Source organism: Sulfitobacter sp. TCYB15 (assembly GCF_040435955.1).
Classification (GTDB): domain Bacteria; phylum Pseudomonadota; class Alphaproteobacteria; order Rhodobacterales; family Rhodobacteraceae; genus Sulfitobacter; species Sulfitobacter pontiacus.
In genome coordinates this window covers 1,008,116-1,022,125 of the sequence record NZ_CP159193.1, presented here as the reverse complement: position 1 = coordinate 1,022,125, position 14,010 = coordinate 1,008,116, and the positions used below count along the sequence as shown (strand labels likewise).

12 protein-coding genes and 2 pseudogenes are annotated in these 14,010 nt (G+C 59.8%); 3 read left to right on the top strand and 11 right to left on the bottom strand.

The window, feature by feature from the left end; genetic code table 11:
* Positions 1–292 precede the first annotated feature (292 nt).
* The 5 genes and pseudogenes from ABM428_RS04935 to ABM428_RS04915 form a co-directional block, all read right to left on the bottom strand.
* Positions 293–2,287 carry a TRAP transporter fused permease subunit gene (locus tag ABM428_RS04935; protein WP_353628222.1) on the bottom strand — a complete coding sequence of 665 codons (1,995 nt, stop codon included), beginning with the start codon at positions 2,285–2,287 and terminating at the stop codon, positions 293–295.
* Positions 2,288–2,381: 94 nt separating this feature from the next.
* Entirely contained in the window at positions 2,382–3,518 is a 1,137-nt protein-coding gene (locus tag ABM428_RS04930; protein WP_074635226.1) for a TAXI family TRAP transporter solute-binding subunit, read from the bottom strand.
* A gap of 165 nt (positions 3,519–3,683) precedes the next feature.
* Positions 3,684–4,754 carry a malate/lactate/ureidoglycolate dehydrogenase gene (locus tag ABM428_RS04925; protein ID WP_353628221.1) on the bottom strand — a complete coding sequence of 357 codons (1,071 nt, stop codon included), beginning with the start codon at positions 4,752–4,754 and terminating at the stop codon, positions 3,684–3,686.
* Between the two features lie 200 nt (positions 4,755–4,954).
* Positions 4,955–5,590 (bottom strand): annotated as a pseudogene (locus ABM428_RS04920) (DDE-type integrase/transposase/recombinase); the annotation flags it as partial.
* A gap of 40 nt (positions 5,591–5,630) precedes the next feature.
* A pseudogene (locus ABM428_RS04915) lies at positions 5,631–5,771 on the bottom strand (LysR family transcriptional regulator); the annotation flags it as partial.
* A 157-nt stretch (positions 5,772–5,928) separates the two neighbouring features.
* Between ABM428_RS04915 and ABM428_RS04910 the strand changes: the two are divergent.
* From ABM428_RS04910 to ABM428_RS04900, 3 genes are all read left to right on the top strand, one after another.
* Positions 5,929–6,705 (top strand): CmcJ/NvfI family oxidoreductase, encoded by a 777-nt coding sequence (locus ABM428_RS04910; protein WP_132997056.1) that lies wholly within the window; start codon positions 5,929–5,931, stop codon positions 6,703–6,705.
* Positions 6,706–6,747: 42 nt separating this feature from the next.
* Positions 6,748–7,530: an SDR family NAD(P)-dependent oxidoreductase gene (locus ABM428_RS04905; RefSeq protein ID WP_353628220.1), complete on the top strand. Its 783-nt coding sequence runs from the start codon at positions 6,748–6,750 to the stop codon at positions 7,528–7,530.
* 167 nt (positions 7,531–7,697) lie between these two features.
* Entirely contained in the window at positions 7,698–9,464 is a 1,767-nt protein-coding gene (locus ABM428_RS04900) for a sigma-54-dependent Fis family transcriptional regulator (RefSeq protein WP_165934318.1), read from the top strand.
* Between the two features lie 210 nt (positions 9,465–9,674).
* Here the strand turns inward: ABM428_RS04900 and ABM428_RS04895 are convergent, their stop codons facing one another.
* The 6 genes from ABM428_RS04895 to ABM428_RS04870 form a co-directional block, all read right to left on the bottom strand.
* Positions 9,675–9,977 (bottom strand): DUF1330 domain-containing protein, encoded by a 303-nt coding sequence (locus tag ABM428_RS04895; protein WP_064216752.1) that lies wholly within the window; start codon positions 9,975–9,977, stop codon positions 9,675–9,677.
* Between the two features lie 56 nt (positions 9,978–10,033).
* Positions 10,034–10,732: a hypothetical protein gene (locus ABM428_RS04890; RefSeq protein WP_353628219.1), complete on the bottom strand. Its 699-nt coding sequence runs from the start codon at positions 10,730–10,732 to the stop codon at positions 10,034–10,036.
* The gene (locus tag ABM428_RS04885) at positions 10,729–11,400 is read right to left on the bottom strand and encodes a 2-oxo acid dehydrogenase subunit E2 (RefSeq protein WP_132997060.1); all 672 of its coding nucleotides are present in this window, start codon (positions 11,398–11,400) and stop codon (positions 10,729–10,731) included. The genes ABM428_RS04890 and ABM428_RS04885 overlap by 4 nt, the downstream gene beginning before the upstream one ends.
* A complete protein-coding gene (locus ABM428_RS04880) occupies positions 11,397–11,630 on the bottom strand; it encodes a biotin/lipoyl-containing protein (protein WP_005851830.1) in 234 nt (77 codons plus the stop codon). The genes ABM428_RS04885 and ABM428_RS04880 overlap by 4 nt, the downstream gene beginning before the upstream one ends.
* Positions 11,631–11,706: 76 nt before the next feature.
* On the bottom strand, positions 11,707–12,726 hold the full coding sequence (locus tag ABM428_RS04875) for an alpha-ketoacid dehydrogenase subunit beta (RefSeq protein ID WP_037943486.1): 1,020 nt from the start codon (positions 12,724–12,726) through the stop codon (positions 11,707–11,709).
* A gap of 15 nt (positions 12,727–12,741) precedes the next feature.
* The gene (locus ABM428_RS04870) at positions 12,742–13,731 is read right to left on the bottom strand and encodes a thiamine pyrophosphate-dependent dehydrogenase E1 component subunit alpha (RefSeq protein WP_240790798.1); all 990 of its coding nucleotides are present in this window, start codon (positions 13,729–13,731) and stop codon (positions 12,742–12,744) included.
* Positions 13,732–14,010: the final 279 nt, after the last annotated feature.

Sequence of the window (14,010 nt, the reverse complement as noted above, 5' to 3'; positions counted from 1 at the left end):
TTCCGGGGCCCCCAAGCACGTTAGACAGGAGGCGCAGCATATTGTTGTGATCGTCGCATGGCTTGTTACATCTGCCAGGATCGCTTGCCGTGCGACGGTGTTGCCTGTGTCGGCACAAGGCCAAGATGCCTAGGGCAGTGGCGGAGTCGCTAGAAAAAATGGCATGTCACAGGACACGCCCCTAGCCGCGCCTCATTTTTTGGCACCAAAGATCGGGATCGCTTAAAATGTAACCGGCAGGCACACGGCTGCGGGGAAAGGCGCGCGACAAGCGCGCGCCAGCACCTTCGCCTTAGGGGGTGACGCGCGCGGCGGAGGTCGCCTGCCACGCCCGCAACATCGGCAGCGCACAAAGGGCGACCCCGATGAGAAAGGACAGGCTGTAGCCCAAACCGGCCAGATCGTTCTGCGGCATGGCGATCAGAACGCCGCCAAAGAACAGCGCCACCCGCATCGGTAGCGCCCCACGGCCTTCAATCGGGCCTACAAGGCTGATGTAACCCTGCAGCGCCGCCGAGATCAGGGTCACCCCGATCATCGCACAACTGAGCGCGACGACGACCTCCCACGCGGGGGCCTGACCAATCAACGCAGGGTTCAGCACAAAGAAGAAGGGCGCGATATAGATGACACCGCCAAGGCGCATCGCCTCGAACCCCGTGGCAATCGGGTTGGACCCCGCCATGGTAGAGGCCGCAAAAGCGCCAAGCGCTACCGGAGGTGTGATATAGCTGACCATGCCCCAGTAGAGAATGAACAGATGCACTGCCAGCTGGTTCAGCCCGCCGGCCTCAAGCGCGGGGGCCAGCACCACCGCAAGGAAGATATAGCAGGCGGTCACCGTCATCCCCATGCCGAAGATAAAGGCGGTGATCGCCCCCATCAGCAACAGGATCAACGTGCTGTCGCCGGCAAGAAACACCAGCTCGTTCACCAATGTGCCCGCCAGCCCCGTGGCCGAGAACGACCCCACGATCAGCCCGACGCCCAGCAGGATCGCGGTCAGCTCTGACAGCCCCATGCCGACACCGACGATCATATTGCCAAGGCGGCTCAGGTTCAGACGATGGCTCGCGCGGAACTGGTTCACCACCAACAGCAACGCGGTCGCATAGAAGGGCGCAGAGGATTCCTGCCGCAGCCCGATCATCATATAGAGCAACAGCGCGAAAACGAAGATATAGGGCCAGCCTTCGATCATCACCTGTCGCAGCCGTGGCAGGTCAGGCTTGGGCAACCCGCGCAGCCCGCGTTTCGCGGAGTAGGCGTCGATCTGCGCAAACAGGCCCCAGTAAAACAACAGGCTGGGGATCGCGGCGGCCAGTGCGATTTCGACATAGGGGCGTGACAGGAAGGACGCCATGACAAAGGCCGTCGCCCCCATGATCGGCGGCATCAATACCCCGCCAGTCGAGGCGCAGGCCTCTGTCGCGGCGGCGGTCTTGGCCGAAAATCCGGTCTTGCGCATCGCGGGGATGGACACCGCCCCCGTGGTCAAGACATTCGAAATGACAGAGCCGGACATCGACCCCATAAAGCCGCTGGCAAAGATAGACACTTTCGCCGCGCCCCCGCGGTAGCCGCCCACGAGGCCAAGCGCCAGATCATTGAAAAACTGCCCGCCGCCTGTCCGTTGCAGCACCGCGCCGAACAGGATGAAGCCGATGACAACGCCGCCGAACGCCTTCATCGGAATGCCGAAAGAGCTTTCGGCGGAATAGATATGGTAAGGTACCGTTTGCAGAAACGTGCTTTGAAAGCCCGAAAACGGGTCCGGCACGTGGCCCGCGAAGGTTGGATAGAACGCAAAGAGCGTGACAATCAGGAACAACACCAGCCCCCCTGCCCGTCGCGTTGCCTCCAGGATCAGGAAGAAGAATATGACCGAGACATATTGCGCCGTTTCAGGGGCTGCATATTCCCACCCCTGCGACAGGTTCTGCTGCGCGGTCTGCGCCAGATAGCCCGTGGTCCCGACCGAAGCGGCAAACAGCACCCAGTCCAGCAGTGTCGGCTCCCCCCCCTTGCCGCCGCGGGCCTGAAAGATAAGGAACGTCAACGCCAGGAACATCCCCCCGAGGATATACAGATAGCGCCCGTCGATCAGCACAATCCCGAAAAGCTGAAGGTTGAACAGCTGGTTGACCACCAGCACCAGCGACAGCAGCGTGGTGGTCACCACGACCCAACGTGCCACCCCCGAGATCCGCTCCGCCGGGGTGGCACCGTCAATCGCCACCTTCTCGAACTTCGGCTGCGGGGCGCGCGATGTATCGGGATCGGTCATAAAAACGCTTTCATATTAGGGGGTACGGGCCGGTAAGCGGCACAGCAGGAACGGGCCGGCACCATGACCAGCCCGCCCCGAACTTTGGAAAGGTTCAGAAAACGACAGAGAACCCGCCGTCTGCCAAGGCCTTGCGGCGCGCCTCGGACCAAGCGGCTTCCCAGTCAGAAGGGTTGGATGCTTTCGTCGCTTCCCATGCCGCGGCCAGCGCTTCTTGGCGTTTCACAAGTTTGTCGTTATGCGCCTGCGCGGTGTCGGACCAAGCGCCCACTTCTTCGAAATAGCGGATCGCCCCTTCGTGGTAGGGCACCACCCACTCCATGTTCTGCTTGTCCAGCGCCCAGCCACCGATGCCGGGAGAATTGCCGTCATATTTCGGGAACAGCTCTACCATTGCCTTGGTCATATTATAGACCAGCGCTTCGTCCGTGGCCGCAATCGAGGTCAGCACCGGATAGGCATAGCCCGCGCCCTGATAGCCGTCGGTCCCGTCGATGGTGGCCCCGACCTTGGCTTTGTTCAGCGTGAAGAAGGGGGCAATTTCCTGCATGCGGGCGAAACCCTCGGTGTCGTCGGGATCAATCGGCGGCCAGAACAGCCCGCGCGGCCCCGCTTCGGCCTCATATGCCTTGCCCGAATTGGTCGACGCAAAAGCCGCATCGACCTGCCCTTCGATCAGGCCGGTCCAGCTGGCCCCGAACCCGCCGAAATCAACCCGCTCCACATCGTCCCAGGTCAAGCCGCCATAGGCCAGATAGGCTTCGGTGTTCACGTTCAACGCAGGGGCACCCACGATATAGGACACACGCTTCCCCTTGAGGTCGGCATAGGTCTCGATCCCCAGATCGCCCGCGACACCGACCGCAAGGTTGATCGCGCCGCCGTTGTTCGCCAGCAGCACGCGGATCGGCTGCGGGCCCCAGTTTTCGGCCCCGAAATCAAACACACCTTCCTGCGCCATAAAACTACCGCCCACACCCGTGGCCGAGAATTCAACCCGCCCCTGGCGCAGCGGCTCTGTGCGCGACACGTCGTTCTTGCCCGGCAGCACGCGCAGGTTCACCCCCGCGGCATCTTGCAACGCAGCACCGATTGCCACGGCCTGATTATAGCCCGCCGACCCGGTGTCATAGGCTGTCCAGCTCAGTTGACGCGGCAGGTCCAGATCCTGCGCGACCCCCATGGAAGCCGTGAACCCAAATGCCACGACCGTCGTCTTCAATACGTTCATATCTTTCCTCCCAGAAATTCCTGCGGCGCAAAACATTCGCGTTTGCGGCAGGGTTAGCGGCCCGTTTTCTTGTGAAACGTGGTTCCGCCCTGTGGAAAAGGATAAGAGCGCGCCTTTCCTTGAGTCAACAAAAGACCGCGAGAGGCGCGATTGCGCAGGGTGACGTCAATCAGAGGTAGAGCAAAGATGTTCTGATGCGGGAACACCCGCCTTGCGCGCCGCCTCCGACAGTTGCGCCAATGTGCCTGCATCCAGCGGAATACCCTTGGCCGATCGCTCCGCCGTACTGCGCCTTTCGGGGTCGCCGGGGAATTGCACCCCCGCCGTTCCGGGCGCTGCGGGGGATGCCTTGACCCAATCTGTATAGCTGTCCACATCCACACCAAAGCTTTGCGCAAGACCAAAGACATTCGGATCGATCAAGATCGCCATCATGTTGTTCACGATCCGGTCGGGCACCTCGCGCTCGGACGCATAGGCCCCGCCCCCGCTGAACGATCCACCTAAGATATCCCCCAGCAAGGCGAGCCCGAACCCTTTATGCTGCCCGAAGGCCGTCAACGCCCCGCCCGCACCGTCAAATACCACCGACGGATCACGCGTGGCATTGCCTTGCGCATCAATCAACGCCCCTTCGGGCGCAGGCTTGCCGCTAAGCTGAGCGACACGCGCCTTGCCCATGGCGATGGTACTGGTCGCCATATCCAGCACAAACATCGGATGCTTTTCGGTCGCCGGTATCGCCGTGCAATAAGGATTGGTGACAAACCGCGCATCACTGCCGCCGAACGGTGCCACCAGGGGGCGCGCGGACTGAACATTCGCGTAAAGGATGCAGATAAACCCCGCCTCCGCCGCCATGATGCCCCAGTCGCCCAACCGCCCAAGGTGAAAGCTGTTGCGCAAGGACAGCATCGCGAAATGGTGGGTCTGCGCGCGATCAATCGCCAGCGTCATCGCCTGCTCTGCCACGATATGGCCAAAGCCACGGTTGCCATCGACCAAGAGGAACGGCCCCTTGTCCTGCACCAGCTCGATATCGGCCGCAGCGTCCAACTGCCCTGCAAGAATACCGTCCACATAGGCGGGTATCATCCCCACCCCGTGGCTGTCATGCCCTGCCAGATTAGCCCCCACCAACCGCGCCGCAACCTTCGCCGCCCGCCCTGCATCCTTCCCTGCATACGCCAAAATAGCCGTCGCAAAATCCGTCAACCGCCCCGCATCAACCGCCATCGGTCTGTCCTCCCCCCAATATGCTGTCCACGCCGCCTCTCCCAAAGCGAACGCCCACGATCGCAGCCTCGCGCCAAGAAGCGGAAACTGCAAGCCGGAGGGTCATCGGAAGCGGAAGGAGCCAATGCGGGCGTCTGCGGCGGGAAAGTTTTCAACGGAGAGTTTAAATGGTGCCCAAGGGCAGCTTGGGTTTCCCCGTTGCGTTCCCGTTTGAGCAGGTTGAAGAAGCTCTCAGGCAAGTCTTTGTCCGCCATTGGTCCGAGGACAATGGACGCGCGCATTGAAGCTCCTATATTCGTCAAGCCTTGATCCGTGTGGATCAGGACGCGTCGCTTAGGTTTGCGTCGCCAGACAGCCATCAGAAGGGCTTGCAGCACGAGGTCTGTTGGTTGCTGCGATTGTGTCGCCCAGCCGATCACACGTCGTGAGTAGAGGTCGATGATAACCGCCAGATAGAGAAACCCCTCATAGGTTTTGATGTAAGTGATATCGGACACCCAGGCGGTGTCTGGCGCTGTCACATCAAACTGCCGGTCTAACGTGTTGTCGACGACGACTGACGGCCTTCCACCATACTTGCCCAGCTTACGTTTGTACCCGATCTCTGCGCGGATCCCGGCCACACGGGCCAACTCACGCTTGAGCCTGCGGCTCTCAGCTTCGTGGTCAACAGATGATGTCTGTGACGCAGCTTTTGCGTAGAACTTCATCCATTTGTAGAGCGAATATGTACTAACGCCCAACCGTTCCGAAACCTCGCGAACGGCATACCCCCGCACTGTTATCTGATGGACTGCATCGCGCTTGAAATCTTCACTGAAATTTGGCTTCCCCATAACGGCCTCCTTGCCTCAAAGTTAGGGAAGAAAGCGTCTACAAATCTAGGGGCTGTTCAGTTTCCAACTTGGCGAGGCGGGCGCTTGCCACGGCAGGTGCAAGGCCAAGTTCACGACCCGCAGCGCTGATATTGAGCCGCTCTGCTGCCATTACGAACAATCGCAGGTGATCGGTGCCCATCGATTATACCCAAAATCAAGAAAGTGAACTCCACTCTCGGCAGTTTATTGCGTGAAGCACGAGGTATAAATTCGCATCCTAAGGCTGACATCAACTCAAGGCTTTTGCGGTAATCCGCCGAGCAGACTGGCCCGATCATGATGGAAAGGAGTTTCTGATGACACAGACCGGAACCGTGAATTACCACGTCCACAAGCCGTTTCGGCAGGCGTTCGAAATTGATGTGGATGGCATTGCTGGCAACCTTATCGAGCCGGAGTTTTTCGCTGCCAAGATCGCAGTGAAGGATCAACGGAACTGCGAGGCCGCCACGGAATTTGCAGAGGATGGCTTTGCTTTTGCCAACGCCCCAACGGCTATATTGGATTTCAAAGGCGACAATTGGCAGAGCCGATATGATGCCGAACTGGCCGATCTATTGAAACAGGAAGTTGGCGCAAAAGAGGTGATCATCTTTGATCATACAGTACGCATCGATGATCCGCAGGCCAAGCGTCGCCCGGCCCGCCACGTCCACAGCGATTATAGCCGCGAGGGTGCGGAAAGGCGTCTTGTGGATATTCTGGGCCCTGGACAGGCCGATGAATGGGCGCAGGGTCATTATGCCTTTATCAACGTCTGGCGCCCGATCGCGAACCCGATCAATTCGGCTCCGCTTGGCTTCATTCGGCCGTCGACGGTCAGAGACGCAGATTGGATCGTGATTGACTTGATCTACCCCGATCGCAAGGGCCAGGTGATGGGGTTGGCAAAAGACGACGCGCACGAATGGGTTTACCGCTCACGGATGACGCCTGACGAGGTCGCGTTTTTCAACATCTACGACAATTCCGGCCGCCCCTGCGTTGGCCACAGTGCGATTGATCTGGTCGAGGACCCGACAGTCACGGCGCCCCGCCAAAGCATCGAGAGCCGTACGTTGGTTCGCTATTAAAGAGCGCCCACCCGCGCCTTGCACACCTGAGGAGACATTCACATGACCAAGACAATTCTTATCACCGGCGCGACGGACGGGATCGGCCTTTTGACAGCCAAGACGCTGACTGCTGAGGGCCACAACGTCCTGTTGCACGGGCGCAGCGCGGACAAGTTGGAAGCCGCGGCACGCGAGGTCGGGGGCGATCCGGAAACCTACCGCGCTGACCTTTCGCTGCTGGAGGATGTTAACGCCTTGGTGGCAGATGTCCGTGCCAAACATGACACCCTGGATGTGTTGATCAACAATGCCGGTGTTCTGAAGGTTCCCAACACACAGACGGACAGCGGGCTGGACGTGCGTTTCATGGTCAACACAATCGCGCCCTGGGCTTTGACCGTTGGTCTGCTGCCGATCATCCCAAAAGACGGTCGCGTGGTGAGCCTTTCGTCAGCAGCACAAGCGCCCGTCAACATCAAGGCCATGCGCGGTGAGCAACAGCTTGGCCACAATGAAGCCTACGCGCAAAGCAAGCTGGCGTTGACAATCTGGTCGCAGGAATTGGCGCGCGAACACCCTGACGGGCCGATGTTTATCTCGGTCAACCCGGGGTCTCTTCTTGCCACAAAAATGGTCAAGGAATCCTATGGAATGGCGGGCAATGACCTGCGGATCGGGGCTGACATCCTGCGCCGTGCGGCAGTGTCCGAGGAATTCGCCAATGCCTCGGGGCAGTATTACGACAACGATACCGGACGCATCGCACGGCCCGATCCCGCCGCCGCCGACCGCGCACATGTCGCGCAACTGATGGCGGCTATTCGTGAGCTGGCTGGCGCCTGAGGCGTCCCAAAACGTTTGCCGATCAAGGGGATTGCGCATTAAGCTAAGAGTCGGGAGGAGACGTGATGAGAGGTTTCATTACCTCAAATCAAACGGATGCGATTGCCGCGTCCTGGGACCGGTGTGCGCGGCAGTATAACCTGCGGCACGATACCGGGCGGCCTATCATGCGCCTCCAATCCTCCGAAGTTGCCCCCCGACTTGAACAGATTGTCGAGAGCACCGGCGGCAGGCAGGGCTTCTTTCAACATCTCGCTTCGGTCGCGGGCGAAATCGGTCATTGTCTGGTTGTCACCGACGCCGATGGCGTCTCTGTTCGGATTGAGCATAGCGGGGCGACGAGTGGCTCTGACGGATGGAACGGCATCGCCCTTGGGTCATGTTGGGACGAACGCGTGGCCGGTACAAACGGCGTATCCATGGCCTTGCGGACGGGGCACGCAATCACTGTGCGCGGTGCGGATCATTACTTTTCGACGCTCAGACAGTTCGCCTGTACCGGCGTTCCGGTGCTGGATGCCAACGGGGGGATGATTGGTGCAATCAATCTTGTCTCTGTCGATCGGGGCAATCGCGCGGATTATCTGTTTGGGCAGCAGCTGTTGGCAAAGACCGCGCATCGCATTCAGCGCAACCTTTTTGAAAAGGAATTCAACGACGCGATGCTTGTGACGGTCTCGCGTGTGGGGCGTGATCACGTCCTCTCCGAAGATGCACTGGTCGCCGTGAACGAGGCAGGGATGATTATCGGTGCCACTTCGACCGTTTCCGCCTGCCTTGACGGTGCAAACGCTGCATCGCTGAGAGGTCAGGCGTTCGAGGCGATCTTTCACGTCGACAGCAATCGGCTGGTGAATGTGCCCGAGAGGCTACTTTCGATTCCAGCCAATCATGGGGCCGCCGTGAACCTGACGGTTGCTTTGCCAAAGACCGCCGCACCCCAACGGGTGTCCAAGCCGCTGCCGCCCGGCCCTGCGCGCAAACCGCGCTTGCCGCCATCGCTACAGCAGTTGGCGACCGGAAGTCATAGCATGGCTGCCGCCTGTCGCCGTGCGCGAACCATGTTGGAAGACACAGCCATGCTGCATCTGGAAGGCGAAACCGGAACCGGGAAATCCGCGCTTGTGGCCGCATTGCTGCAAACCGATGCCCCTGACGCACCGGTTTTCGATCTGGATTGTGCGACGCTTGGCGAGAGTGACGCCGACACAGACCATTTGCGCAGGGTCATTGAGCAAGCCCGCGTCGTTTCAAGAATGTCCTATGGCAAGGGTGCCCGCGCGACCTTGGTGTTTGACAATGTGGACGAGTTGCCGGGCGCTTCGCAGGCAGAGCTGCGACGTTTCCTGAATGAACAGGAAGAACACCGCCACCAAACGGATGATCATGGGCATGACAGCCGCCTGCGTGTGGTTTCCACCAGCCGCAAACCTTTGATAGACGCCGTCAACGCGGGGCATTTCAGAGACGACCTATTTTATCTTCTAACAGGCTCAAAGGTCTTCCTGCCCCCCCTCCGAAGGCGTGAACATCCCGAGGTTCTGGCCCAGGCCCTGTGCGCGCAGCTGACTGGTTGTAACGTCATCTTCAGTGCCGAGGCCAAAGATGCGCTTTGTCGCCTACCGTTCCATGGCAATGTCCGCGAAATGCGCGGCGCGCTTCAAAACGCACTGGCAACGGCGCAGGACAACCGGATCAACCTGCTTGATTTGCAACAAGCCTGTGTTGGCGCTCCTCTGGCCTCTGCGATACCGGAACCGGTTTGCGCCATTGTACCCGCCAATCCGGTAACCGCATATGACGAACGCAGCATGATCCTTGATGCGCTCGCAAACAGCCGGTGGAATGTCAGCGAAGCTGCTCGCGTACTTGGCATGGGGCGCGCAACGATTAACCGGAAACTGAAGTTATACGAGATCCGGCGGCCGACCTGAAGCAGGCCGGCCCACCGTCGCGCAAATGAGGACCGCCTGTCAAAGGCGACCGGAGCGCGTTGCTCCGTCATTTCGCCGAGCCTCACGTGCGAGGTGTGATAGAGTACAGATCACAATCACATTGTGGGTTTATTTGACTTTTCTTGGCGTCCTCACAGGCCGTCGGCAGGAGCGGAATTCGCAAGGACGCCGCTGGGTATCTTAGGGTTCTCAGGCAAGTTCGTCCTTGCCGTCGATGATGAAATGAACGCTGGTCGATCCCTTGTGGCGGGCCTCGAGATAGGGCGCGTAGTCCGGATCATTCACGAAATCGCGGGCGGCTTGCGCATCCGGCCATTCAAGGATCACGCGCAGGGCTGCGGGCTGGTCTTCGCCCTCGACCTGTTCGTGGCTGGTTGTGCGCGCAATATACTTGCCGCCATGTTTGGCGATGATCTTGCCGACCGGCTCGATATAGCCGGGGATCCAGCTGTCGTCGGTGGGTGTCACGGCCAGAACTGAATAGGCTGTCATGGGTTGGTTCCTCCTCTTTGGTATCGATTACCCTTGTTGTTAACGCGGGTTTGGGTTCAGGCCGCTCGGCGACCTAAATGCTGTGTTGCGCGCAGAATGTCGCGCTGTGCTATTTCATTGAGTGATGCGGCCAATGCGTTCATCGGATCACGCTGCGACGGGATGGCCCTGTCCAACGTCGTGTGAACACCCGCGTCGATTGGGCCAAGGGAAAGGTCACGGTGAAACGCATCGACGGCTGCTGCCCCGGCGGCCAGATCGCCCTCCACCAAAATCAGCGCATGCGCCAGAATGCGGCGCTGCCCGTTGCCAACAGGGCGTATGCGCTGCGCGGTGCCAACGGCTTTGCGGCCCTTCAGGGACAGGTTCCATGCGCCGTCACAAAAGCTGTTCGGGGTCGCACCCGTCGCCCATCCGGCGGGGATTGCATTCTGAATGATCCGTGTGATCAGGCGGTATCCATCCTCGATGGAGAACGTCCGATCAGCGGTAAACGCCAGCGCGAGGTTTAAGACCCCCGGCCCTTGGGGGACCGCGCCGCCGCCCGTGGGGCGCAGATGTAACGGCCAGCCGCGCGTGGCTGAATTACGCTTCGCCGTTTCAAATCCGGGTTTGAGCCTCAGGCTCGCCGGACAGACAAGCGCGCGGCGGCGTGGGCTCCAGAGATAGGTTACAGCGCCTTGCGCCGCGAAGGCCGCTGCCTCAAGGGCAAGCCCCTCGGCCACGCCCTCCACATATGTGAGAGGTGCGTTCACACCGCCATCCTTTCGATCTCTTCGCAGATCGAGGTCAGCAGATCACCCGCCGGTGCGCCATCAAGCGCGCGGTGGTCGAATGTCAGCGAAAGGCCCACATGGGGGCGCAGTTCGATCAAGCCATCCTCGCCCCGCACCGCGCGATCCGTAAAACGCCCGATACCAAGGATGCAGATTTGCCCTGCGTTGATGATCGGCGTGAAATGTTCCACCCGCGTCAGGCCTAGGTTGGAGACGGTGAATGTGCCGCCCGTCATTTCTGTCACGGTCAGCTTGTTGATCTTGGCCCGCGTGGCCAGATCCTGCCGCGCCGCACGCAATTCGGTTACATCCATCGCATCGGCACCGAACATGGCAGGGGCGACCAACAGATTGCCGAGCAAGGCGATAGCCACCGACAGGTCAACCGCATCAGACAAATGCACCTCGCGCCCCTCGACACGTCCGTTGGCATCGGGGTTCTTTTTCAGGGCGCGCACCACAGCCAGCATCAAGAGATCCTCAACAGATATCTTGGTACCTGCCGCGCCCAGACGGGTTTTTTCGGCCATCAGGGCCGTCGCATCGGCGCTGCCGTGGTGGGTCAGCTGCGCGGCCGTCGCAAGGCTTTTGGTCATGGCATCCGCGATCATGCCGCGCACGCCCTTGAGGGGAATAACCTTGGTCATTCGACCGACCCGATGACGGCACCCTTGGGCACAACGGCATCGGCCTCTTCCTTGATCCGCAGGGTGCCAGAGGCTGGTGCGTTGATCTCGTATTGCACTTTGGCGGTCATAATCTCGACCACCAACGCGCCTTCTTCGACGGTCGCGCCATCATCAGCAAGCCAGCCGGTGATCACTGTTTCTTCGTCCTCTTCCCAGAGGTCGGATGGGATGACGATATCTGTTGCCATTTGAAGTGTCCTTTCCTGTTCGGGGTCGCGCTGCATGCGACCCCGTTGATTAGTGATTTGTTGGTTTTGGTTCGGCTCAGGCCGCTTGCATCTCGTCCCAGGCAGCGACGATCTTGTCAGGGTTGGGCAGGCAGAACTGCTCCATCACCCGCGCGAATGGGATCGGCACATCGGGGAAGGCAACGCGTTTCGGCGCGGCCTTGAGAACCGAGATATCATGCTCGGTCACGGAGGCGATGATTTCGCCCGAGAGGCCGTAGCTCATATAGTCCTCGTCCACGACAATCAGCCTGCCGGTCTTGGCGACGCTGGCGCGGATGGTGTCACGGTCCAGCGGGACAAGGCTGACAAGATCGACGACCTCGGCACTGACGCCTTGTTCTTCAAGCTTCTTGGCGGCCTTCAGCGCGTTGTGAACGCCCATGCCGCAACTGACGATGGATACATCCTTGCCTTCGCGCACGACCTTGGCCTTGCCGATTTCCAGAGTGTAGGTCTCTTCCGGCACATGCACAGTCGCCCCCGCCTCGGTGCCAAGCCAACCCATGCCCTGAAGCCCCTTGTGGTACATGTAAACCACCGGACTGTCGTCGCGCATGGCGGCCGTCATCAACCCTTTGGCGTCATAGGCATTGGATGGGGCCACAACCTTCATTCCGGGCAGGTGAGCAAAGGTGCCGTACAGACACTGCGAATGCTGGCCGCCATCGGAATAGCCACCACCGGTTGAGGTCATCAGAACCATTGGCACTTTCACGTTGCCGCCGGAGAAATAGATGTTCTTGGCCATCAGATTGTAGATCGCATCAAAGCAGACGCCAAAGAAGTCGACGAACATCAGTTCGACCACCGGACGCATGCCATCCTGCGCCGCACCAACAGCAGCACCAATAAAGGCAGTTTCCGAAATCGGCGTATCGCGGATGCGTTCCGCCCCGAACTCCTCGATTAACCCACGGGTGTTGCCATAGACGCCGCCCAGAGGGCCGATGTCCTCGCCCATCACGAAGACGGAGGGATCGATGCGCATTTCCTGTGCGGTGGCTTCGGCCATAGCGCGGGCGATGGTCAGTTTTCTCTCGTTCGATTTGGTCATGTCTCTCCCTCCCGTTTATGCTGCGAACACGCGCGTCAGCGCATCTTCGGGGGCTGCATCATCGCTTTCGCGGGCGAACTTGATCGCGGCATCAACGCGCGCAGCAGATTCTTCCTCGATCGTGTCCAAGTCCGCCTCGCTGGCAGCACCTTCGGCGAGCAATCTTTCCCTCATTTTGGGGATCGGATCTTTTTCAAACAGCGCGTCCTTTTCCCCTTCGGGACGATAGGCCTCGGCGTCACCCATAAAGTGGCCCGCTAAACGGTAGGTTTCACATTCCAGCAGCGATGGGCCTTCACCTGCGCGCGCCCGCGCAATCGCCTCGCCCGCTGCTTCAAAGATGGCATAGGGGTCGTTGCCCTCAATCCGTTTTCCGGGGATGCCATAAGCCGCCGCGCGGTCTGCATGGCTGCCGATGCTGCTGGCGGTTTCTTTGGCGACAGAAATGCCCCAGCCGTTATCCTCGACCACGCAGATAAAGGGCAGGTTCCAAACGGCGGCAAGGTTCATCGCCTCGTGCCAGCCGCCTTGGTTCACCGCGCCTTCACCGACGAAAGCCACGGCCACGCCCGGCTTGCCTTGCATTTTACGGCTCAGCGCCGCGCCGACGGCGGGGCCCATGCCCTGCGCGATAATACCGGAGCAGGCAAAGTTCACATTATCATCAAAGAGATGCATATGCCCGCCGCGACCACCGGATAAGCCGGTTTTCTTACCGAAGATCTCGGCGGCCATTTTATCCAGATCGACGCCTTTGGCGATGGCCTGATGATGTGGACGGTGGGTGGCTGTGACCACATCCTCGGGAGTCAGGTGCGCACAAACCCCCACCGCCACTGGCTCCTGCCCGTCGGACAGGTGCATTTCACCCGGGATCGGCCCATTGGCCATGTTGAACGCCGGTGATTTGCCCTCGAAATAGATCTTCGCAATGGCCTCTTCGAACCTCCGGCTCGTGACCATATTGCGATACATCCAATGCTGTTCTTCGCGTGTTGGTGACATGAATTCCTCCTCCCATGTGCACGGCCTCTCCCTGCCGCATTAACGCTATGGTGAGGATTGATCCTGTTAGGCCGCAAAACAACGGTGCTGACGCCCACGCGGGGCTTGATCGCGCAAACTGTCTCACCGTGAGACAGTTTGAGACACTTTGATCCAGAGTGTGGTGCACCTTGAGCAGGAATTGCTCTGCGCGTCGAAGAAAGACGGACATCGACTCAGCAATAAAGCGGCACGCAATTTATATTCAAAATCCGAATTCTGTAGCTAACTTCACCCCCG